The organism is Pseudomonas sp. Kh14 (assembly GCF_900291005.1).
Taxonomy (GTDB): Bacteria; Pseudomonadota; Gammaproteobacteria; order Pseudomonadales; family Pseudomonadaceae; genus Aquipseudomonas; species Aquipseudomonas alloputida.
The window spans coordinates 519,647-540,359 of sequence record NZ_OLKJ01000034.1 but is presented as its reverse complement, the minus strand read 5'-3'; the positions used below and the strand labels follow the sequence as shown (position 1 = coordinate 540,359).

Annotated in this window: 17 protein-coding genes; 15 read left to right on the top strand and 2 right to left on the bottom strand. The window is 64.8% G+C overall.

Features of this window, described 5'->3' with window-relative positions:
- The first annotated feature begins 38 nt into the window (after positions 1-38).
- From FQ668_RS19795 to FQ668_RS19725, 14 genes are all read left to right on the top strand, one after another.
- Positions 39-1,064, top strand: coding sequence for an NAD(P)H-dependent glycerol-3-phosphate dehydrogenase (locus FQ668_RS19795; RefSeq protein ID WP_014590280.1), 1,026 nt, complete (start codon positions 39-41; stop codon positions 1,062-1,064).
- 36 nt (positions 1,065-1,100) lie between these two features.
- Positions 1,101-1,448, top strand: a complete 348-nt coding sequence (locus FQ668_RS19790) for a DUF4389 domain-containing protein (RefSeq protein ID WP_003251499.1) — start codon at positions 1,101-1,103, stop codon at positions 1,446-1,448.
- Positions 1,445-1,903: a phosphohistidine phosphatase SixA gene (gene sixA, locus FQ668_RS19785; protein ID WP_019437943.1), complete on the top strand. Its 459-nt coding sequence runs from the start codon at positions 1,445-1,447 to the stop codon at positions 1,901-1,903. The genes FQ668_RS19790 and sixA overlap by 4 nt, the downstream gene beginning before the upstream one ends.
- A gap of 162 nt (positions 1,904-2,065) precedes the next feature.
- Positions 2,066-2,440, top strand: coding sequence for a hypothetical protein (locus tag FQ668_RS19780; RefSeq protein WP_019437942.1), 375 nt, complete (start codon positions 2,066-2,068; stop codon positions 2,438-2,440).
- A gap of 92 nt (positions 2,441-2,532) precedes the next feature.
- Positions 2,533-3,321 (top strand): alpha/beta fold hydrolase, encoded by a 789-nt coding sequence (locus FQ668_RS19775; RefSeq protein WP_026031896.1) that lies wholly within the window; start codon positions 2,533-2,535, stop codon positions 3,319-3,321.
- The gene (locus FQ668_RS19770) at positions 3,318-4,172 is read left to right on the top strand and encodes an alpha/beta hydrolase (protein ID WP_019437941.1); all 855 of its coding nucleotides are present in this window, start codon (positions 3,318-3,320) and stop codon (positions 4,170-4,172) included. Before FQ668_RS19775 ends, FQ668_RS19770 begins: the two co-directional genes overlap by 4 nt.
- A gap of 109 nt (positions 4,173-4,281) precedes the next feature.
- Complete coding sequence (locus FQ668_RS19765) at positions 4,282-5,076, top strand: DUF4892 domain-containing protein (RefSeq protein WP_010954931.1); 795 nt, start codon at positions 4,282-4,284, stop codon at positions 5,074-5,076.
- A gap of 12 nt (positions 5,077-5,088) precedes the next feature.
- Entirely contained in the window at positions 5,089-6,141 is a 1,053-nt protein-coding gene (locus tag FQ668_RS19760) for an AI-2E family transporter (protein ID WP_014590285.1), read from the top strand.
- Positions 6,142-6,358: 217 nt separating this feature from the next.
- Positions 6,359-6,448, top strand: a complete 90-nt coding sequence (kdpF, locus tag FQ668_RS19750; protein WP_003251485.1) for a K(+)-transporting ATPase subunit F — start codon at positions 6,359-6,361, stop codon at positions 6,446-6,448.
- Between the two features lie 9 nt (positions 6,449-6,457).
- The gene (gene kdpA, locus FQ668_RS19745; protein WP_019437940.1) at positions 6,458-8,152 is read left to right on the top strand and encodes a potassium-transporting ATPase subunit KdpA; all 1,695 of its coding nucleotides are present in this window, start codon (positions 6,458-6,460) and stop codon (positions 8,150-8,152) included.
- Positions 8,153-8,161: 9 nt separating this feature from the next.
- The gene (gene kdpB / locus FQ668_RS19740) at positions 8,162-10,216 is read left to right on the top strand and encodes a potassium-transporting ATPase subunit KdpB (RefSeq protein ID WP_019437939.1); all 2,055 of its coding nucleotides are present in this window, start codon (positions 8,162-8,164) and stop codon (positions 10,214-10,216) included.
- A 10-nt stretch (positions 10,217-10,226) separates the two neighbouring features.
- On the top strand, positions 10,227-10,778 hold the full coding sequence (gene kdpC / locus FQ668_RS19735; RefSeq protein WP_014590289.1) for a potassium-transporting ATPase subunit KdpC: 552 nt from the start codon (positions 10,227-10,229) through the stop codon (positions 10,776-10,778).
- Positions 10,779-10,921: 143 nt separating this feature from the next.
- Positions 10,922-13,576, top strand: coding sequence for a sensor histidine kinase KdpD (locus tag FQ668_RS19730; protein WP_014590290.1), 2,655 nt, complete (start codon positions 10,922-10,924; stop codon positions 13,574-13,576).
- Positions 13,573-14,268 (top strand): response regulator, encoded by a 696-nt coding sequence (locus tag FQ668_RS19725; RefSeq protein ID WP_014590291.1) that lies wholly within the window; start codon positions 13,573-13,575, stop codon positions 14,266-14,268. The genes FQ668_RS19730 and FQ668_RS19725 overlap by 4 nt, the downstream gene beginning before the upstream one ends.
- Positions 14,269-14,325: 57 nt before the next feature.
- On the opposite strand, the gene FQ668_RS19720 is transcribed toward FQ668_RS19725, so the two are convergent.
- Positions 14,326-15,231: a LysR family transcriptional regulator gene (locus FQ668_RS19720; RefSeq protein ID WP_014590292.1), complete on the bottom strand. Its 906-nt coding sequence runs from the start codon at positions 15,229-15,231 to the stop codon at positions 14,326-14,328.
- 71 nt (positions 15,232-15,302) lie between these two features.
- Positions 15,303-18,233 (bottom strand): aminotransferase, encoded by a 2,931-nt coding sequence (locus FQ668_RS19715; RefSeq protein WP_144180596.1) that lies wholly within the window; start codon positions 18,231-18,233, stop codon positions 15,303-15,305.
- Positions 18,234-18,424: 191 nt separating this feature from the next.
- Between FQ668_RS19715 and FQ668_RS19710 the strand changes: the two genes are divergently transcribed.
- Entirely contained in the window at positions 18,425-20,614 is a 2,190-nt protein-coding gene (locus FQ668_RS19710) for a TonB-dependent siderophore receptor (RefSeq protein ID WP_053868047.1), read from the top strand.
- Positions 20,615-20,713: the final 99 nt, after the last annotated feature.

The window sequence follows — 20,713 nt, the reverse complement described above, 5'->3', positions numbered from 1 at the left end:
GGGGTCGCCACTTAACTTTTGGCTTTAATGGATTGGATATGACTGAACAGCAACCTGTTGCGGTTCTGGGCGGCGGCAGCTTCGGCACCGCCGTGGCGAACCTGCTGGCGGAAAACGGTGTGCCGGTGCGCCAATGGATGCGCGACCCGGCGCAGGCCGAGGCCATGCGTGTGAATCGCGAGAATCCGCGCTACCTCAAGGGTATCCGCCTGCACGATGGGGTTGATCCGGTCAACGACTTGCTGGCCACCCTGCAGGCCAGCGAGCTGATCTTCGTTGCCCTGCCATCGAGTGCCTTGCGCAGCGTGCTGGCACCGCATGCCGAGCTGCTGCGCGGCAAGGGCCTGGTCAGCCTGACCAAGGGCATCGAAGCGCAAAGCTTCAAGTTGATGAGCCAGATCCTCGAAGAAATCGCCCCCGAGGCGCGCATCGGCGTTTTGTCGGGGCCCAACCTGGCGCGCGAAATCGCCGAACATGCGCTGACTGCCACAGTGGTGGCCAGTGAGCACGAAGACCTGTGCCAGCAGGTACAGGCCGTGCTGCACGGGCGCACCTTCCGCGTCTACGCCAGTGCCGACCGTTTTGGTGTCGAACTGGGCGGTGCACTGAAAAACGTCTACGCGATCATCGCCGGCATGGCTGTTGCCTTGGGGATGGGCGAGAACACCAAGAGCATGCTGATTACCCGGGCCTTGGCCGAGATGACCCGTTTCGCCGTCAGCCAGGGCGCCAACCCCATGACGTTCCTCGGCCTGGCCGGTGTCGGTGACCTGATCGTCACCTGCTCCTCGCCCAAGAGCCGCAACTATCAGGTTGGCTACGCACTGGGGCAGGGCCAAAGCCTGGAAGAGGCGGTCAGCCGCCTGGGCGAAGTGGCCGAGGGGGTCAACACGCTCAAGGTGCTCAAGACCAAGGCCCAGCAAGTGCAGGTGTACATGCCGCTGGTGGCTGGTCTGCATGCCATCCTGTTCGAAGGACGCACGCTGAACCAGGTGATCGAGCACCTGATGCGCGCCGAGCCCAAGACCGATGTCGATTTCATTTCCATCAGCGGTTTCAACTGAGCCCTTGGCGGCTCTGACACGAGCAAGGAGCAACACATGAACGATACGCCCGAACGCGCCCAGCGCGAGTCGATCATCCTGCGGGTGCTGTGGATGCTGGTGTTCCTGGTGGTCTGGCAACTGGCCGAGTTGCTGCTGGGTGGCCTGGTGCTGGTACAGCTGATCTACCGACTGGTGTATGGCGCGCCCAGCGCCAGCCTGATGAACTTCGGCGACAGCCTGAGCCAGTACCTGGCACAGATCGGCCGCTTCGGCAGTTTTCACAGCGACCAGAAGCCATGGCCGTTCGCAGACTGGCCGGCCCCGCGTGCGCCGGAAGGTGAAGCAGCGCACGCCGTGGCACCGGCCGCGCATCCGGTGCGTGACGAGGAACCCAAGCTGTGAAGCTGTGGGTGCTGCGCCACGGTGAAGCTGAGCCGCGGGCCAAGACGGATGCCGAGCGCCGGCTGACTGCCCATGGTCGCGAGCAGGTGCTGCACAGTGCGGCTTACCTGATCGGGCAGCCATTGCAGGCGATTGTCGCCAGCCCTTACGTACGCGCCCAGCAGACCGCCGCGCTGGTGCATGACACTTTGGGCTTCGCCGAACCCGTGCGCACCGTGCCCTGGCTGACGCCCGAGGGTGATGTGCAGCAGGTCATCGGCGAAATCGAGCGACTGGGGCTTGAGCATGTGCTGCTGGTCAGCCACCAGCCGCTGGTAGGTACCTTGGTCGGTGCGCTGGAGCACGGCCACAGGCAACAGCCGGCAGCCATGAGCACTGCCAGCCTGGCGGAGCTGGAAGGTGAGTGGCCGCTGGCCGGGTTGATGACGCTGCAGGCCATCCACTCACCCGCTTGAACTTCCCATGGCTTGTGCAGGCCACTGTTTCGCTCGCGTCTGCATGCTGGCATGGGTAAAGATCGATAAGGCAACTGGCATTTTTGTCAGTTGTCGCGCTTCACCACCGCTTGCTAGCGTTGCCACATGGCAAACATCAGGGAACGGCGAATGAGGGGTGAAATGCTGGAGCTGTTGCGCTCCCTGGACCTGCAACCCACCCTGGAACAGGTTGACCAAGGTACTTCGCTGGATTTCGCCCAATACAGCCGGCTGCGTGAATCGGCCGATGCCAAGCTTTACCACCTGATGCGCAAGGTGAACGACAACCCTGGGCTGGACCCTGCTGCGAGGCAACAATGCGAGCAGGACCTGCGTACGCTGCAGGATGCCTGCCTGCGGGTCTCGCACCTGCTGCAAACCAGTTGTCTGGCCTTGCGCCGCCTGCAACTGGACTACCAGGACCAGCGTCTGGCCCGCGAGGCGCTGGAGAGCCAAGTGGCCTACATGCAGGCCTGCCTGCGTCGGTCGCTGAGCAGTTTCGACCGCTCGGCATGACCTGATCCCCCTCGCCGATGACCTTTATGGACATTGCCGAACTGCCCCGCGATGCCGACAATGGGCCATCATTCCGGTCCGGACCAGGCGCCATGTCGCAGCAGATCTTCTTCGCCCATGCCAACGGTTTCCCATCGGCCACCTACGGCAAGCTGTTTGCAGCGCTGGCGCCGGACTATCAGGTGCAGCACCTTGCCCAGCATGCACATGACCCGCGTTTTCCCGTGGATGAAAACTGGCAAAGCCTGGTCGATGAATTGTTGCATCACCTGGCGCAGCAGGACCAGCCGGTCTGGGGCGTCGGCCATTCGCTGGGTGGCGTGTTGCACCTGCACGCGGCATTGCGCTGCCCCGAGTACTATCGGGGGCTGGTGATGCTCGACTCTCCGGTGCTCACCCGCGCTGATCAATGGCTGCTGCGCACAGCCAAGCGCTTTGGTTTCATCGACCGCATCACACCGGCCGGGCGCACCTTGGGGCGTCGCGAAACGTTCAATGACCGCGACAGCGCCCGGGACTATTTCGCTGGCAAATCACTGTTCCGCCATTTCGATCCCGATTGCCTCGACGCATATGTAGAACATGGTCTGCAGGTGGTGGGGCAAGGGCTGCAGTTGCGCTTCGACCCTGCTACTGAAATCAGCATCTACCGCAGCATCCCGCACACCAGCCCCGCCCCCGCGCACCAGTTGCAGGTGCCGCTGGCCATGGTGCGCGGCAACCGCAGCAACGTCATTCGTCGCCACCACACCTTGGCTGTGCGCGGCATGCCCAAAGGTGAATACCACAGCGTACCGGGTGGGCACATGTTCCCGCTGGAGCGCCCGGCCGACACTGCCAGCCTGATCAAGGGCCTGTTCGACCGCTGGAGCCAGGCATGAGCGCGCACGTAGAGGAAATTCGCCTGAGCCTGGGCCATATCGAGCTGGCTGCACACCTGTTCGGCCCCGAAGACGGGCTGCCGGTGATTGCCCTGCATGGCTGGCTGGACAACGCCAACAGCTTTGCCCGCCTGGCACCGCAACTGAAAGGTCTACGCCTCGTCGCCCTGGACCTGGCCGGCCATGGTTATTCGGAGCACCGCCCGCTCGGCGCCGGGTATGCCCTGGCCGACTATGCCCATGACGTGCTGCGCGTGGCCGAGCAATTGGGTTGGCCGCGTTTTGCCCTGCTGGGGCATTCGCTGGGCGCGATCATTTCGGTGCAACTGGCCGGTGCATTGCCCGATCGGGTCAGTCACCTGGCGCTTATCGACGGCGTCATCCCGCCGACCGGCGCCGAGCAGGACGCAGGCGAGCGTTTGGGGATGGCGCTGCAAGCCCAGTTGCGGCTGGATGGCAAACGCAAGTCGGTGTATGCGACATTGGAAGCAGGGGTGCAAGCCCGGATGAAAGGCATGGTCGCGGTCAGCCGTGAAGCGGCCGAGCTGCTGGCCCAGCGTGGCCTGATGCCGGTGCCCGGTGGCTACAGCTGGCGCAGCGACAGCCGGCTGACCCTGCCCTCGCCGGTGCGCCTGAGCGAGGCCCAGGCCATGGCCTATGTGCGGCGGGTGAGTTGCCCGGCGCTGTTGGTGGTGGCCGCCGACGGCATGCTGGCGCGCCACACAGAGTTGCTGGAGCAGCTACCCTTTGAACAGGTGACGCTGCCCGGCGGCCATCACCTGCACCTGAACGATGCGCAGGGCGCGGCCCTTGTTGCAGACTGTATCAATCGCTTCTTTGGCTTTGCTTGACTTGCACCGGACAAGTGTCGAGGCTTGGCGGGTTGAACAGGGAGACAACCATGCAACTGCCAGACATCCTGGAGCTTCAATTCGGCGCTGAGCGCCGCCTGGTTCGCCAATGAGCGTGCCCGTTTCCATACGCACTGCCTTGGCTGCCTGCCTGGTGCTCGCCACCCCCGTGTCGTGGGCCGGCAGCCTGCCGGTCCCGCAGGACGCCAAGGTGGTCGATCAACGCCCGGCGACGGAGCAGGAGCGGGTCTACCCGATGGGCCCGCTACGCAAGATCAGTGGCCGCCTGCGGGTCGATGACAAAGTCGAGAGCCGCGGTCAGGTCAGCTCGGTGACCTACGAATTGCCCGTCGAGCGGACTGCACGCGAGGCCTTCACCAGTGCCCGCGAAGCACTTGTACGCGAGGGTGGCTACCCGTTGTTCTGGTGTCAGGGGCGTGATTGCGGTGAGGCCAGCCTGTGGGCCAATGATGTGTTCGCCAATGCCCGCCTTAACGGAGGCGACGAGCAGCAGGCGTTCATCCTGCTGCGCCGCTCGGCAGACGAGGCCGACACCCTGGTCGCGCTGTACAGCGTTACCCGTGGCAACCGCCGTGCCTATCTGCATGTGGAAGAGTTCATCTCAGGCAGCCCGCTGGGCGAGCTGCTGCCAACCGCCGCTACGGTGCTGCGCGAAATGCGTGACACCGGCAAGCTCGACTACCCTGACCTTGCTGCACCGCAAGACGCCTGGGTAAACCTGCTGGCCCGCAGCCTGAACCTTGACAGCACCTTGCGCGTCAGCCTCAGTGGCGCCCAGGCTGAGGCCTGGCGCGAGGCGCTGGTCAAGGCCGGGGTGCGCAATCGCCGTCTTGAAGTCGGCAGTGCGCCTACAGACGGCCTGCACCTTGAACTGATCCCTTGAACGAGCACCCTCATGGTTAACAATGATCGCCTGCTGGTCCAGATTCTGCTGGTGGCATTGCTGGGGGCCGGCCTGTGGGTGATGGCACCCTTCATATCGGCATTGCTGTGGGGGGCCATCCTGGCCTTTGCCAGCTGGCCGTTGATGCGCTTTCTTACGCGCCTGCTGGGCGGTCGCGAGACGCTGGCCGCCGGCCTGCTGACCATGGCCTGGATCCTGATCGTGGCACTGCCGCTGGTGTGGCTGGGGTTCAACCTGGCCGATCACATTCGCGACGCTACGGCGTTCGTGCGTGACGTGCAGGTCGACGGCCTGCCCGATGCACCGGCCTGGCTGGGTGGCATTCCTTTCGTTGGCGAGCGTCTGGTCAACGGTTGGCAATCGCTGGACCAGCAAGGCGCAGCCTTGCTTGCCTCGATCAAGCCTTACTTTGGGCAGGTGGGCAACTGGTTGCTGGCGCGCAGCGCGCAGATCGGCAGCGGCGTGCTGGAACTGACCCTGAGCCTGGTGTTCGTGTTCTTCTTCTACCGCGACGGGCCACGCTTGGCGGCATTCGTGCTGCGCTTGCTGCACCGGCTGGTGGGCGAACGCGCCGAGTATTACCTGGACCTGGTAGCCGCTACCGTGCAGCGGGTGGTCAACGGGGTGATCGGCACGGCGGCCGCGCAGGCCCTGCTGGCACTGATCGGCTTCCTGATCGCCGGGGTGCCTGGGGCGATCGTGCTGGGGTTGGTCACCTTCATGCTCAGCCTGATCCCCATGGGGCCGCCACTGGCCTGGATCCCGGCCACCGCTTGGCTGGTGTGGAAGGGCGAATACGGCATGGCGGTGTTCCTGGGTGTGTGGGGCACGTTCGTCATCAGCGGCGTGGACAACGTGCTCAAACCTTACCTGATCAGCCGTGGCGGCAACCTGCCGCTGGTGATCGTGCTGCTGGGCGTGTTCGGCGGCTTGCTTGCCTTTGGCTTCATTGGCCTGTTCATCGGGCCGACCTTGCTGGCGGTAGGCTACAGCCTGCTGCTGGACTGGAGCCGTAACGCGGCGCAGCAGCCGCCACAACAATAAGCCTGTAACGGCCCTTTCGCGAGCTTGCCCGCTTCCACAGGTACCACACAGGCCTTGAAGGCTGTGCAGTACCTGTGGGAGCGGGCGTGCCCGCGAAGAACGCTGATTTTTACGCATTCTTTATACCCACCCCCACCCCCCGATCTCGCCCCTTTACGCCTCTCCCTCGGACAATTTCCCCAAAGCGGCCCAAGCCGTAACACGGGGAGATCCACACATGAACATGCTCGACGGGCTGTCACTGCTACTGGCAGTGGCATTGGCGTTTTATCTGCTGGTGGCGCTGCTGCGCGCCGATCGCAGCTAGGGAGCGGCCATGCACAGTTACGATTTCGCCTTGCTCTTGGCATTCTTTGCCATCGTGCTGCTACCTGCACCCTGGCTCGGGCGGTTCTACTACAAGGTCATGGAAGGCCAGCGTACCTGGCTGACCCCTGTGCTGGGGCCGGTCGAGCAGGGCTGTTACCGGCTGGCGGGTGTGAACGCCAGCCAGGAGCAGAACTGGCGGCAATACGCCCTGGCCCTGTTGGCGTTCAACCTGGTCGGTTTCCTGCTGCTGTTCGCCGTGCTGCTGTTGCAGGGCTACCTGCCACTCAACCCTCAGCACCTGCCTGGCCAGGAATGGTCACTGGCGTTCAACACCGCCGTCAGTTTCGTTACCAACACCAACTGGCAGGCCTACAGCGGTGAGGCGTCGGTCAGCTACCTGAGCCAGATGCTTGGTCTGACCGTGCAGAACTTTGTCAGCCCTGCCACCGGCCTGGCCGTGCTGGTTGTCCTGTGCCGCGGTATCGCCCGGCGCAGCGCGACGACGCTGGGCAACTTCTGGGTCGACATGACCCGTGCCACCCTCTACGGCCTGCTGCCGCTGTGCTTGCTGCTGGCGCTGCTGCTGGTATGGCAGGGCGTACCACAGACCTTTGCCGACTACGCCCACGCGCTGACTTTGCAAGGTGCCGACCAGACCATTCCGCTGGGGCCGGCCGCCAGCCAGATCGCCATCAAGCAGCTGGGTACCAATGGCGGTGGCTTCTTCGGCGTCAACTCGGCGCACCCGTTCGAAAACCCAACGGCCTGGAGCAACCTGTTCGAGGTGGCATCGATCATCCTCATTCCGGTGGCGTTGGTGTTCACCTTCGGTCACTACGTGAAGGACCTGCGTCAGAGCCGCGCCATCCTCGCCTGTATGCTTGCCCTGTTCCTGATCGGTGGCAGCACGGCGCTGTGGTCCGAGCATCAGCCAAACCCGGCCCTGGAAAGCACGCAGGTGCAACAGACCGCCCCCCTGGAGGGCAAGGAAAGCCGCTTCGGCACCACCGGTTCGGTGCTGTGGGCGGTCACCACCACCGCCGCCTCCAACGGTTCGGTCAATGCCATGCACGACAGCCTGAACCCGCTGACCGGTATGGTGGCGATGGTCAACATGATGGTCGGCGAGGTGATATTCGGCGGCGTCGGCGCGGGCCTCTACGGCATGCTGCTGTTTGTCCTTATCGCGGTGTTCCTGGCCGGGCTGATGATTGGCCGTACCCCGGAATACCTGGGCAAGAAGCTGCAGGCCCGTGAAGTGCAGCTTCTGGTGGCAACCCTGCTGGTGATGCCGGTTGGCGTGCTGGTACTTGGCGCCATCGCCGCCAGCCTGCCCGGCCCGGCCGGGGCGGTCACCAACCCGGGGGCGCATGGTTTCAGCCAGTTGCTGTACGCCTATACCTCGGGCTCGGCCAACAACGGCTCGGCCTTTGCCGGGTTTGGCGCCAACACCGTGTACCACAACCTGATGATCGGCCTGGCCATGCTCATCGGCCGCTTCGGCTACATCCTGCCGATACTGGCGTTGGCCGGCAGCCTGGCGGCGAAAAAAAGCGCGACGCTGGGGCAGAACAGCTTCCCGACCCACGGCCCGCTGTTCACCGGCTTGCTGCTGGTGACCATCCTGCTGGTCGGTGGCCTGACCTTCCTGCCGACCCTGGCCCTTGGGCCAATCGCCGAACACCTTAGCCTGGGTTTTTGAGGACCGATCATGAACATGCCCATTCCTGAAGTGAATAGCCGGCACAGTGCCAAGGACCAGACCCGCTTCGCCGCGCTGTGGCGCCCGGCGCTGGTGCAGGCGTTCGTCAAGCTCGACCCGCGTCAGCTCAAGCGCTCCCCGGTAATGCTGGTGGTGGCCCTGACCGCGGTGCTGACCACCGTGCTGTGTTTTGCCCCCGGCGGCGGCGTGAGCACCGGCGTTGCGGTACAGATTGCCCTGTGGCTGTGGTTCACCGTGTTGTTCGCCAACTTCGCCGAGGCGTTGGCCGAAGGCCGTGGCAAGGCCCGCGCCGACAGCCTCAAGGCCGGCAGCCAGGGCCTGACCGCCCAGCGTCGTCTGCGTGATGGCAGCTACGAGACGGTGGCTGCCAGTGCGCTGCGCAAGGACGACGTGGTCCGCGTGGTCGCCGGCGAAGTGATCCCCGGCGACGGTGAGGTGATTGAAGGCATCGCGGCCGTCAACGAGGCCGCCATTACCGGCGAATCCGCACCGGTAATACGCGAATCAGGTGGCGACCGCTCGGCGGTGACCGGCAATACGCGGCTGGTCTCCGACTGGCTGCTTATCCGCATCACCAGCAACCCCGGCGAGTCGACCCTGGACCGGATGATCGCCCTGGTCGAAGGTGCCAAGCGGCAGAAGACCCCGAACGAAATCGCCCTCGACATCCTGCTGATCGGCCTGACCCTGATTTTCCTGATCGTGGTGGTGACCTTGCAGCCGTTCGCCCACTTCGTGGGTGGCAGCCTGCCGCTGATCTTCCTGGCCGCGCTGCTGGTGACGCTGATCCCGACCACCATCGGCGGCCTGCTGTCGGCCATCGGTATCGCCGGCATGGACAGGCTGGTACGGCTGAATGTCATTGCCCGCTCGGGCCGCGCCGTCGAGGCGGCCGGGGACGTGCATACGCTGATGCTCGACAAGACCGGCACCATCACCTTCGGTAACCGCCGCTGCAGCGCACTGCATGCTGCACCGGGCATTACCGCCAAGGAACTGGGGGAGGGCGCATTGCTGGCCTCGCTGGCCGACGACACCGCCGAAGGCAAGTCGATTGTCGAATACCTGCGCCAGTTGCATGACTTCGTCGACCCGCCTGCCGGGCAGTTCGAAGCGGTGGCTTTCAGTGCCGAGACACGCCTGTCGGGCATCGACTTCGAACAGCACCGCTACCGCAAGGGCGCCGTCGATGCGGTGCTGGCATTCGTCGGTATGCAACGCCTGGAAATGCCGGCGGCGCTGGCCCGTGAAGTCGAACGCATCGCGCAGAGTGGCGGCACCCCGTTACTGGTGTGCGTCGACAAGCGCTTGCTGGGTGTGATCCACCTCAAGGACGTGGTCAAACCTGGTATCCGCGAGCGCTTCGCCGAGCTGCGCAAGCTGGGCATCCGCACGGTCATGGTGACCGGCGACAACCCGTTGACTGCGGCCGCCATCGCCGCCGAAGCGGGGGTCGATGACGTGCTGGCCGAGGCCACGCCCGAGAAGAAGCTGGCGCGCATTCGCCAGGAGCAGAATGAAGGCCGCCTGGTTGCCATGTGTGGCGACGGTGCCAACGACGCCCCGGCACTGGCCCAGGCTGACGTAGGCATGGCCATGAACGACGGCACTCAGGCTGCGCGGGAGGCCGCCAACATGGTCGACCTGGACAGCGACCCGACCAAGCTGCTGGACGTAGTCCAGGTCGGCAAGGAGCTGCTGGTCACCCGCGGTGCGTTGACAACGTTCTCCATTGCCAACGACGTGGCCAAATACTTCGCCATCCTGCCGGCGCTGTTCGCTGCCATCTACCCGCAACTGGGTGTGCTCAACCTGATGCAACTGGCCAGCCCGCAGAGCGCCATCCTGTCGGCGATCGTGTTCAACGCGCTGATCATCATCGTGCTGATCCCGCTGGCGCTGCGTGGGGTGCGCGTGCAGGCGGCCAGTGCGGCGCACCTGTTGCGGCGCAACCTGCTGATCTACGGGCTGGGTGGCATTGTGGTGCCGTTTGCCGGGATCAAGCTGATCGACCTGCTGCTCAACGCCCTGAACCTGGTCTGAGGAGGCCGCCATGACTGCTTATCTACGCCCGGCATTGAGCCTGGCTTTGTTGATGACCCTGGTGACGGGCGCTCTGTATCCGCTGGCGGTGACCGGTATTGCCCAAGTCGCTTTTCCGAACCAGGCCAACGGTAGCCTGGTACGCGATGCGCAAGGCCAGGTGCGGGGTTCGGCACTGATCGCCCAGGACTTCCAGGGCGATGGCTGGTTCCACTCGCGGCCCTCGGCAGGTGCCTACGCGACCGTGGCCAGCGGCGCCAGCAACCTGTCGCCGAGCAACCCGGCGCTGGCTGAGCGGGTAAAGGGCGATGCGGCCACGTTGTATCAGGCGCAGCAGGGGCCAGTGCCGCAGGCGCTGCTGACCACCTCGGGCAGCGGCCTGGACCCGCACTTGCCACCGGAGGCCTTGGCCTATCAGATCCCGCGGGTGGCGGCGGCACGGCAGCTGCCGGTAGAGCGCTTGCAAGCCTTGCTGGAACAGGCCACCCTCCACCCATTGATCGGCCCGCCGGTGGTCAACGTGCTGGCGTTGAACCAGGCCTTGGAAAAGCTCGCCAGGTAACGCTGGCAGGAAGCCTGTAGGAGCGGGTTCACCCGCGAATGCGGTGGTGGTGCCACTGACGTATTCGCGGGTAAACCCGCTCCTACAAATTAAGGGGGCTTTCCCTGAAGTGGCCGACTGCTGGAAAAAGCAAAGGATGAAACATGAGTGACTCCGCCCGCGCCGATGCGCTGTTGGCCAACCTCCCACGCACCGGCCGGGGCCGGCTGAAGGTGTTCCTCGGTGCTGCCCCCGGCGTCGGCAAGACCTTCGCCATGCTCCAGGCTGCACACGCCCAGCAACGCCAGGGCGTGCAGGTGTTGGCCGGGGTGGTCGAAACCCATGGCCGCGCGGAAACCGAAGCGTTGCTCGGTGGGCTGCATCAGCAGCCCTTGCTGCGCAGCCAGTACCGTGGCGTCACCCTTGAGGAAATGGACCTCGACGGCCTGCTGCGTGCCGCGCCGGCCTTGGCCCTGGTGGACGAACTGGCCCACACGAACGCCCCCGGCAGCCGCCACGCCAAACGCTGGCAGGACGTGCAAGAACTCTTGGCCGCGGGCATCGACGTGTACACCACGGTCAACGTCCAGCACCTGGAAAGCCTCAACGACAAGGTCCGCGACATTACCGGCGTGCAAGTGCGCGAGACCCTGCCGGACTGGGTGCTGCAGGAAGCGTTCGAGCTGGTGCTGATCGACCTGCCTCCGCGAGAGCTGCTCGAACGCCTGCGTGAAGGCAAGGTGTACGTGCCCGAGCAGGCTAGGGCGGCCATCGATGCGTACTTTTCGCAAACCAACCTCACCGCCCTGCGCGAGCTGGCCATGCAGACCGCCGCTGCTCAGGTCGATGCCGACCTGGCCCACGGCTATCGTCAGCGCGGCCAGGAGGCGCCGGCCTTGCGCGGCCGGTTGCTGGTGGGCATAGACGGTGACGATCAGGCCGAACGCCTGGTGCGCCATGCCAGCCGCGTGGCCCAGCGCCGTCACCTGCCTTGGAGCCTGGTGCATGTGGACAACGGCCGCCTGCGTGACGAAACCGCACGGCATCGTTTGCAAGCCGCGCAGCAACTGGCCGAGCGGCTGGGCGGGGAGGTGGTGCTGCTGCGTGCTGGGGAAGTGGCCCGTACGCTGATCCAGCATGCGGTCGAGCGGCGGGCCAGCCTGGTGCTGGTCGGGCAGTCCCGCAACCGCCTGCGTCGGCGTTTGTTCGGCGCGGGTGTGGCGGCGCGGCTGCTGCGCGAAAGCCGTGGTCTGGAAATCAACGTGCTGGACCGCGACGTGCAGCCGCCAGCGCCGCGTTCAGCCGTGCGGCGGGTGTGGGTGTGGCGTCATTACCTGCTGGCGCTGCTGGCCACCGTGATGGCTGCGGGTCTGGCCTGGGCGGTGTCCAGTGTGCTCGCGTTGCCCAATATCTCGCTGGTGTTCCTGGCGGCGGTGTTGCTGGTCGCGGTGCGCAGTAGCCTGGGACCTGCGCTGGCTTGCGCCGCGCTGTCGTTCCTGGTCTATGACTTTCTGTTCATACCGCCCAACTTCTCGTTCACCATCCAGCGCGAAGAAGACGTGCTGACCTTGGTGTTCTTTCTGTTGATGGCTGCGCTCACCGGCAACCTGGCCGCGCGCCAGCGTCGCCAATTGCAGGCGCTGCGCGAGACCCAGGCGCAGACCAGCCAGTTGCTCGACCTGTCTCGCCGGTTGACGGTAGCCACCGACCGCCAAGCCATATTCAAGGCTGCCGGCCAGCACCTGGACGGCTGGCAGGACGCCCAGGTGTGCTTGCTGGAGCGCAACGCCGAGGGCCAGTTGCAAGTGGCCAGCGGGGAAGCCTGCACCTTCAGCGACACCGAACGGGCGGCTGCCGATTGGGCCTGGCAGCATGGGCAGGCCGCCGGCCACGGCAGCGATACCCTGCCAAATGGCCGTTGGTGGTGGTGGCCATTGGCGGTGGACGATCAGCCGCTGGCGCTGCTGGGCGTGCGCCCGCGCAACGGGCAGCCGCTCAGCGACCCACGCCGGCGCCTGCTTACCGCCCTAGGCCAGCCCCTGGCCCAGGCCCTGGCCCGCGCACGCCTGGCCGAACAGCTGGAAGCCGCACGCCTGCACGGCGAAACCGAGCAACTGCGCAGCGCCCTGCTGGCTTCCGTATCCCATGACTTGCGCACGCCGTTGACCGCCATGCGTGGCAGCATCGACAGCCTGCTGGCGTTGGGCGATGCGATCCCGGCTGAAGACCGCCGCGAGCTGCTGGAGGGCACCCGCAACGAGGCTGAACGCCTCGACCGCTACATCCAGAACCTGCTGGACATGACCCGCCTGGGCCATGGCGGCCTCAAGCTGGCCCGCGACTGGGTGGCCCCGGCGGATATCGTCGGCAGTGCGCTCAACCGCCTGCGGGTGGTGCTGGCGCCGCTGCGTGTGCACACGGACGTGCCGGCCGAGCTGCCATTGCTGTTCGTGCATGCGGCGTTGATCGAGCAGGCACTGGTCAACGTGCTGGAAAACGCCGCACGCTTTTCGCCGGCCAATGGTCGGCTTGAGCTGCAGGTGTCGGTGCATGACGACCAACTGCGCTTGACCGTCAGCGACCAGGGCCCCGGCATTCCCGAAGCCGACCGCGAGAAAATCTTCGACATGTTCTACACCGCCGCCCGTGGCGACCGCGGCGGGCAGGGTACCGGGCTGGGCCTGGCTATCTGCCAGGGCATGATCGGTGCCCATGGCGGGCAGATTCTGGTAGGCGAAGGCATTGATGGCCAAGGCACCAGCATCACTCTATGCTTGCCGCTGCCTCCTCAACCTGAAGCCGAAAGCGAAACCCCATGAGTCAGTCCGCCACCCTGTTGGTCATCGACGATGAACCGCAGATCCGCAAGTTCCTGCGTATCAGCCTGGCCTCGCAAGGCTACAAGGTGCTGGAGGCCGCCACCGGTGCCGAAGGGTTGGCCCAGGCGGCACTGGGCAAGCCGGACCTGGTGGTGCTCGACCTGGGGCTGCCGGACATGGACGGCCAGCAGGTACTGCGTGAGTTGCGCGAATGGAGTGCAGTGCCGGTGATGGTGTTGTCGGTACGTGCCAGTGAAGTGCAGAAGGTCGATGCGCTGGATGGTGGCGCCAATGACTATGTGACCAAGCCGTTCGGTATCCAGGAGTTTCTCGCCCGCGTGCGGGCGTTGCTACGCCAGGTGCCACAAGCCGGCGGCTCGGAAGTGGCAGCCAGCTTTGGGCCGCTGACGGTGGATTTTGCCTTCCGCCGGGTGACGCTCGAGGGTGTGGAGGTGGCATTGACACGCAAGGAGTATGCTTTGCTGGCGCTGTTGGCCGGGCACCCCGGGCGGGTGATTACCCAGCAGCAGCTGCTCAAGGATATCTGGGGGCCGACCCATGCGGAGGATACCCACTACCTGCGCATTGTGGTCGGGCATCTGCGACAGAAGCTGGGCGATGACCCCACGGCGCCGCGGTTCATCATTACTGAGGCGGGGGTTGGCTACAGGTTGGTGGCGCCGACAGCATAACCCCCAGCCCAAAGGGCCGGGCGACCACCTGCCGGGTCTGGACGCGCGCAAGGGATATCAGGCCCTGGGGGGCTCCTTCTCGAACAGCTGGCGCATGACTTCCAGGTAGCGTCGCGCGCCCAGGCCCAACGGGCGCGACTTGATCCAGATGATGTCTACCCACAAGCGCAGGCGGCTGGCCATGTTGTCGAAGCGCACCTCGGCCAGTGCGCCCGAGGCAATCAGCGGTTCGACCAATGGCTGCGGCAGGTAGGCCCAGCCCAGCCCGGACTGCACCAGGTCCAGCGTGGCCAGGTAGCTATCGGTCAACCAGATGCGCCGGGACAGCACCATGCGCGGGTCCGACCCGGTGGCCTTGCCCGAAGCCACGATGATCTGCCGTTGTTCGGCAAAGGCCTCTTCAGGCAATGGCGTACCGCTGTTCTGCCCGGCTGGATGGCGCGGTGAGGCAACGGCCACCAGCAGTTGGCTGCCGGCCTCGAGGAATGACTCGCGCTCATCGATGCCGGGCCGTTCGAACACCAGGGCCAATTGCACACTGCCGTCATGCAGCAGGCGAATGGCTTCGGTCTGGGTGGCCGAGCGTACCTCGATTTCCAGGCTGGGAAATGCCTGGGCGAGGATTTCCAGCGGTTGGTTCCAGGGGCCGGTCTGCAACTCGGGCGCCATGGCGATGGTCAGGCGCTTTTCCAGGCCTTTGTGCAATTGCAGGGCCTGGGCGTCCAGCAGGTTGAGTTGGCAGATGACCTGCCTGGCCTGGGGCTCCAGCGCCAGGGCGGCGTTGGTGGGCAAGGCTTTGCGCGTGGCCCGGTCGAACAGGGGCAGGTCCAGTTCCGCTTCCAGTTGGGCGATTGCCATGCTCACGGCTGAAGGCACACGGCCCAGCTTGCGGGCGGCGGCGGAGAACGAGCCGGCATCGAGCACCGCGAGGAAAATCGCCAGGGAGTCGCTGGTAAAGGCCATTGTCAGTAAACCTGATGACGGGAACGTTGTGGCCGAAAAGTATGAACACTCATCGGCCAGCTTCACAATCCCTACAGCCCTTCACCCAGTACCTGATCAATACAATCGACAAAGTAGTCCACGCTCGCCCGGCTGGTGCACATCGGTGGCTTGATCTTGAGGATGTTCAGGTAGTCGCCGGTCGGCTGCATGAAGATGCCCAGGTCACGCAGGCGATTGCACAGCATCATGGTTTCTTCGGTGGCCGGCTCCAGGGTGGTGCGGTCGCGCACCAGTTCCAGCCCCAGGTAGAAGCCCGAGCCATGTGCCGCTCCGGCCAGCGGATGCTTGTCGACCAGCGCCTGCAGGCGTGCCTTGAAGTAGCGCCCGGTGTCACGGGCGTTGTCCCACAAACCTTCCTCCTGCATGACATCCAGCACCGCCATGCCGATGCGGCAACTGACCGGGCTGCCACCGGCCGAGGAGAAGAAGTAGCCCTCGGCCTCCAGCGCCTCGGCGATTTCCCGACGGGTGATGACCACGCCCAGTGGCTGGCCGTTACCCATGCCTTTGGCCATGGTAATGATGTCCGGCACCACGCCCTGTTCCTCGAAGCCCCAGAAGTACTCGCCCAGGCGGCCATAACCCACCTGCACTTCGTCGGCGATGCACACCCCGCCGCGCGCGCGGACCTTGGCATAGGCTGCGCGCAGGTAGCCTGCGGGCAGCGAGATACCGCCGGCATTGCCGTACACCGGTTCGCAGATGATGCCCGCCAGCTGACGGCCACGGGCGTCGAGGTCAGCCAGCTTGGCGTCGACGTCTTGCAGGTAGTCGGCGGCGCTGTCGGCCCCGCGGAAACGACCGCGGAAGGTGTTCGGTGCTTCGACCGGGTGTACCCAGTCCGGGCGGGTTTCCAGGGCTTGCGGGTTGTCGGCGATCGACGTGGAGATGGCATCGGTGGCCACCGACCAGCCGTGGTAGGCCTCCAGCACACTGAGCAGGTCGCGCCCGCCACTGTAGGCCCAGGCCAGACGAATCGCCAGGTCGTTGGCCTCTGTGCCGCTGTTGACCATGAACACCCGGTCGAAACCTTCGGGGGCCAGGTCCAGCAGGCGCTCGGAGAATTCGGTGATTGCTGCGTAATGGAAGCGCGAGTTGGTGTTCAGCAGCGACCACTGCCGCGCCGACTCGGCAACCATGCGTGGATGGCCATGGCCCAGCACTGCGACGTTGTTGAGCATGTCCAGATAGGAACGGCCTTGCATGTCGATCAGGTAGTTGCACCAGCCACGCTCAATGTGCGGCGGTTGCGCGTAGTAGTGCTTCTGCGAGCGGGCGAAGCTGGCATCGCGGCGGGCCAGCAGCGCTTGCGGATCGGGTAGCGGCTCGGCATCGCAATCGAAGCCCAGCAGGGCGGCCGGTGACGGGCACAGGGCCAGCCAGGCGGCGGCTTGTGAAGGCGTGGCGAAGCGCGGCGGATGGATGCCATTGTCCAGGCACAACTGCACGCTGAGGAAGCCGCAGCTGCTGCCCAGGAACTGGCCCTTTTCCACGGCCTGGCCGTCTGCCGGTGCGTCTTCCAGGCCTTGCAGCCACAAAGCCCAATGCGGGGTGCGCAAGCAGCCCCGGCCGTCGCCGCGGTGCAGCCAGGTGCCGGCTGCCGGCGCTTGCACCTGGCTGCCGTTGGGCACATGCAGCTCGACGCCAAGGGCGCAGGTGGCGGGTTCGTCGGGGCGGTCGATATGGGTTTGCGACAGGCGATACTGCCCGTGCAGGCTGCAGGCTGGGGCAGGGTGCAGGGTTAATAGACGTTGGTCGAAGCCGGGTTGCTCCCAGTTGCCCGCTTCACAATGCTCGCTGAGCACGCCGAGGTCCACGCGCGTCACCGGTTGCCCCGCAAGTTCGGGCAGCAGCGGCGCGCAGCCGGTCAGGTCTGGCGTGGCGGGCTGCAGGCCGGCAGCTTGCAGGATGGCCGCTTGCATTAGCGCGAAAGGCACGGCGGTGGCGGTGTCGAAGATTTCCCACTCATGGGCGACGTTGTCGCGGGTGTACTGGTTGCCCGGGTCCACGGCTAGTTGCTGCGCACTGCTCAGCACCAGCACTGCCGCGCGGTTCAGTACCAGAGGCCACAAGGCACGCAGCTCGGCGTCGGTCAGCGGGTTGAGCGCCTGGTAGGCGCTGATCGCCGGCAGGATCCGCAGCGGGTCGCCTTCGGCGTGATGCAGCAGCGCCGCGCAGGTCACCGACAGGTCGGCGATGCGCCAGGTGCGCAGCAGGTCGCCGAAGTCGATCACCCCTTGCAACTGCCACTGGCGCTCGCCATCACGGGCCCAGACGGTGTTGTCGTCGGTAATGTCCAGGTGCACGGCCTGGCTTGGCAGCCGATCAACCAGCGGTGCGAGGTGTTCGTCGGCGACGCGGGTGGCGTGGTCGATGCGGACGCGTTGCTCGGTGTTGTGCAGGACGGGCAGCAGATGCTGGATCAACGCCTGGGCGTGTTGCGGGTCCCACTGCAGGGTGCGCGCAAGGCCGGGGTGGTCGAAATCGGCCAGGGCGCTGTCGAGTCGCGCGCACAGCCTGCCCATTTCGGCCATCAACTGCGCCGGCATGTGCTTGAGACGCGTCAACGGTTGACCGTCGATGTAGTCGAGCAGGCGTACCCGCAGCGGTTGGCCATCAACCTCCACGGCCAGCAAGTTTTCGCCGCTGTGCGCCGCACGTACTGCGGGCACCGACAGGCCGTGCTCACGCAGGTAGGCGAGGGCGGCATGCTGCGCCTCCAGCTCCACCTTGGCGTAGCTGTCATGACAGGCCTTGAGCACGAACTGCCCTTCAGCCGTGTCGACCCGGAAGTTCAGGTCCTGCTGACTGCCCAATGCCGACAACCCACCGGCAACGCCGTAGTGCATCTGCAGCAAGGCATGCGCCTGGGCTTCGCTGAGCGTGGGGCCTGGCAGGCTGGCGCGCTGGATCAGCTGCTCGAGGGCAGGGGAGACGTTTTTTTGTTGTTGACTGGGCATGGGCTCTACCGTTGGAGCAGGGGTGACAGCAGCGACTGTATGCCCGATCTGGCTGATGATGAAAGACGATCGTGATCAGAAATCCTGATAAATGGCAGCCCTTTGCCACGTACCTGGGTTGATGTTTGTGTTTGGTAAGCATTACCATTTACATTTAGTTTCACTTCCTCAGCGCTGTCAGGAATTTACAAATGCCTTCCCGTATTCCCTCACGCCCCGCATTACTGGCGATCTGCTGTTCCGTAACCCTGATGGCGCAGGCTGCCGAGCCGATCCAGCTGGAGGCGACCGATGTCAGCGCCGATGCGTTGAAAGCGCGGCCCGACGCGTTACCGGACGAGTTTGCCGGAGGCCAGGTTGCCCGTGGCGGGCGGATGGGCGTGCTGGGTAACCAGGACTACATGGATGTGCCGTTTACCATGACCAGTTATACCGCCAAGGTGATCGAGGACCAGCAGGCGGAGGATATCGGTGACGTTTTGGCCAACGATCCTTCGGTGCGTGAATCATTCGGCTTCGGCAACCAGTCCAAAGTGTTCGTGATCCGTGGTTTGCCGTTGGCTGGCGACGATATTTCATTCAATGGCCTGTACGGCATCTTGCCGCGACAGATCATGTCCACCGACGGCGTCGAGCGGGTCGAAGTGTTCAAGGGGCCTAATGCCTTCCTCAATGGCGTAAGCCCGACTGGCACCGGCCTGGGCGGCAACGTCAACCTGCAGCCCAAGCGCGCCGGCGATGAGCCGACCCGCCGCTATACCCAGGACATCAGCTCTGATGGCCGCATTGGCGAGCACCTGGATATCGGCCAGCGCTTCGGTGAGGACAACCGCTTCGGCGCGCGCCTGAACCTCAGCCAGCGCGAAGGTGAAACCGCCGTCGACGACCAGGACCAGCGCACCAAGCTGTTCACCGTTGGCCTGGACTACCGCGGCGACAACTTCCGCGTGTCGACTGATATCGGCTACCAGAAACAGCGCATCAACCACCTGCGCAATTCGGTGCGCCTGGGCAGCACCGCGACCAAGGCTCCGACCGCCCCGGATGCCAGTCACAACTATGGCCAGAACTGGAGTTACAGTGAGTCGGAAGATACCTTCGGCATGGTTCGTGGCGAATGGGACCTGAGCGACAACTGGACCGCCTACCTCGCCGGCGGCGCCCGTCACACGCGCGAGCATGGTACCTACGGCACGCCGGTACTGGTCGGCAACAGCGGCGCAGCGACGATGACCGCTTCGGACATCGTGCACGGCGAAGACAACACCAGCTTCAGTACCGGCCTGAATGGGCGGCTGCAGACCGGGCCGATCAGCCACCAGATCGCCGTGGGAGCCAATACCATGTGGACCCAGGCGGAAAACGCCTACATCTTCTATTCGCCAATCAACACCAACATTTACGACACCGTGCAGCAGGCCAAGCCGGGCACGGTCACCAGCACGGGTGGCGACATGGGTGACCCTGGTGTCACCGGCAAGACTCGCGCGCGGAGCATCGCGATTTCCGACACCATTGGCGTCTTCGATGACCGCCTGCTGCTGACTTACGGCTTGCGACGGCAGCAACTGCGGGTGGAAAGCTACACCTACGATGGCACTGTTTCCCAAGGGCAGCCCAACCTGGCGAATGACGGCAGCCGCAAAGGCGACCCGTACGAGGAGTCCATCACCACACCGGTCTATGGCATCGTTTTCAAGGCCACCGACAGCATTTCCTTGTATGCCAACCGCATCGAAGGCCTGGCGCAGGGGCCGACGGCGCCAGCCAATGTGTCGAACGCCAACGAGATGTTCCCGCCAGGCCGCACCAAGCAGCTTGAGGCTGGTATCAAGTTCGACCGACAGACCTTTGGTGCGAACCTGGCCGTGTTCCGTATCGAGAAGCCTTCGGACGGCTACACCTTGAACAATGTCTTCATTCGCGACGGCGAGCAGGTCAACAAAGGCCTGGAGTTGAGTGTGTTCGGCGAGCCGGTCCAGGGCTTACGCCTGATGGCCGGCGGCACGCGCATGACCTCGGAGCAGAAAAATACCGCTAACGGCAGCAACGATGGCAACCATGCCATCGGCGTGCCGACGTTCCAGCTCAATGCCAGCGTCGACTGGGACGTGCCCGGCGTGTCGGGTCTGGCGCTGAATGCAAGGATGCTGCGCACCGGTGGCCAGTTCGTCGATGCGGCGAACAATGTCAGTCTGCCGACCTGGAACCGTTTCGATGCCGGTGCCCGCTACAAGTTGAAGGTAGCGGAGAAAGACCTGACCTTGCGGGTGAATGTGGAGAACCTGACCGACAAGAACTACTGGGCTTCGGCTAACGGCGGTTACCTGACCCAGGGTGACCCGCGACTGGTGAAGTTCTCCGGGACCATTGATTTCTGATAACCCGGGCGTACGTAATCTCCAGGTGTTCTACGCCCGATTGCGTCAGGGCACCTGCCTTGGGTTTTGCGGTGTTGCGTAGATCGAGCGCCGCAAGAA

What these genes read in the sequence shown, in the direction of transcription:
- FQ668_RS19795 (WP_014590280.1), top strand. Translation starts at nt 39, where the DNA reads ATGACTGAACAGCAACCTGTTGCGGTTCTGGGCGGCGGCAGCTTCGGC.
- FQ668_RS19790 (WP_003251499.1), top strand. Translation starts at nt 1,101, where the DNA reads ATGAACGATACGCCCGAACGCGCCCAGCGCGAGTCGATCATCCTGCGG.
- FQ668_RS19780 (WP_019437942.1), top strand. Translation starts at nt 2,066, where the DNA reads ATGCTGGAGCTGTTGCGCTCCCTGGACCTGCAACCCACCCTGGAACAG.
- FQ668_RS19775 (WP_026031896.1), top strand. Translation starts at nt 2,533, where the DNA reads ATGTCGCAGCAGATCTTCTTCGCCCATGCCAACGGTTTCCCATCGGCC.
- FQ668_RS19770 (WP_019437941.1), top strand. Translation starts at nt 3,318, where the DNA reads ATGAGCGCGCACGTAGAGGAAATTCGCCTGAGCCTGGGCCATATCGAG.
- FQ668_RS19765 (WP_010954931.1), top strand. Translation starts at nt 4,282, where the DNA reads ATGAGCGTGCCCGTTTCCATACGCACTGCCTTGGCTGCCTGCCTGGTG.
- FQ668_RS19760 (WP_014590285.1), top strand. Translation starts at nt 5,089, where the DNA reads ATGGTTAACAATGATCGCCTGCTGGTCCAGATTCTGCTGGTGGCATTG.
- kdpF (WP_003251485.1), top strand. Translation starts at nt 6,359, where the DNA reads ATGAACATGCTCGACGGGCTGTCACTGCTACTGGCAGTGGCATTGGCG.
- kdpA (WP_019437940.1), top strand. Translation starts at nt 6,458, where the DNA reads ATGCACAGTTACGATTTCGCCTTGCTCTTGGCATTCTTTGCCATCGTG.
- kdpB (WP_019437939.1), top strand. Translation starts at nt 8,162, where the DNA reads ATGAACATGCCCATTCCTGAAGTGAATAGCCGGCACAGTGCCAAGGAC.
- kdpC (WP_014590289.1), top strand. Translation starts at nt 10,227, where the DNA reads ATGACTGCTTATCTACGCCCGGCATTGAGCCTGGCTTTGTTGATGACC.
- FQ668_RS19730 (WP_014590290.1), top strand. Translation starts at nt 10,922, where the DNA reads ATGAGTGACTCCGCCCGCGCCGATGCGCTGTTGGCCAACCTCCCACGC.
- FQ668_RS19725 (WP_014590291.1), top strand. Translation starts at nt 13,573, where the DNA reads ATGAGTCAGTCCGCCACCCTGTTGGTCATCGACGATGAACCGCAGATC.
- FQ668_RS19720 (WP_014590292.1), bottom strand. Translation starts at nt 15,231, where the DNA reads ATGGCCTTTACCAGCGACTCCCTGGCGATTTTCCTCGCGGTGCTCGAT.
- FQ668_RS19715 (WP_144180596.1), bottom strand. Translation starts at nt 18,233, where the DNA reads ATGCCCAGTCAACAACAAAAAAACGTCTCCCCTGCCCTCGAGCAGCTG.
- FQ668_RS19710 (WP_053868047.1), top strand. Translation starts at nt 18,425, where the DNA reads ATGCCTTCCCGTATTCCCTCACGCCCCGCATTACTGGCGATCTGCTGT.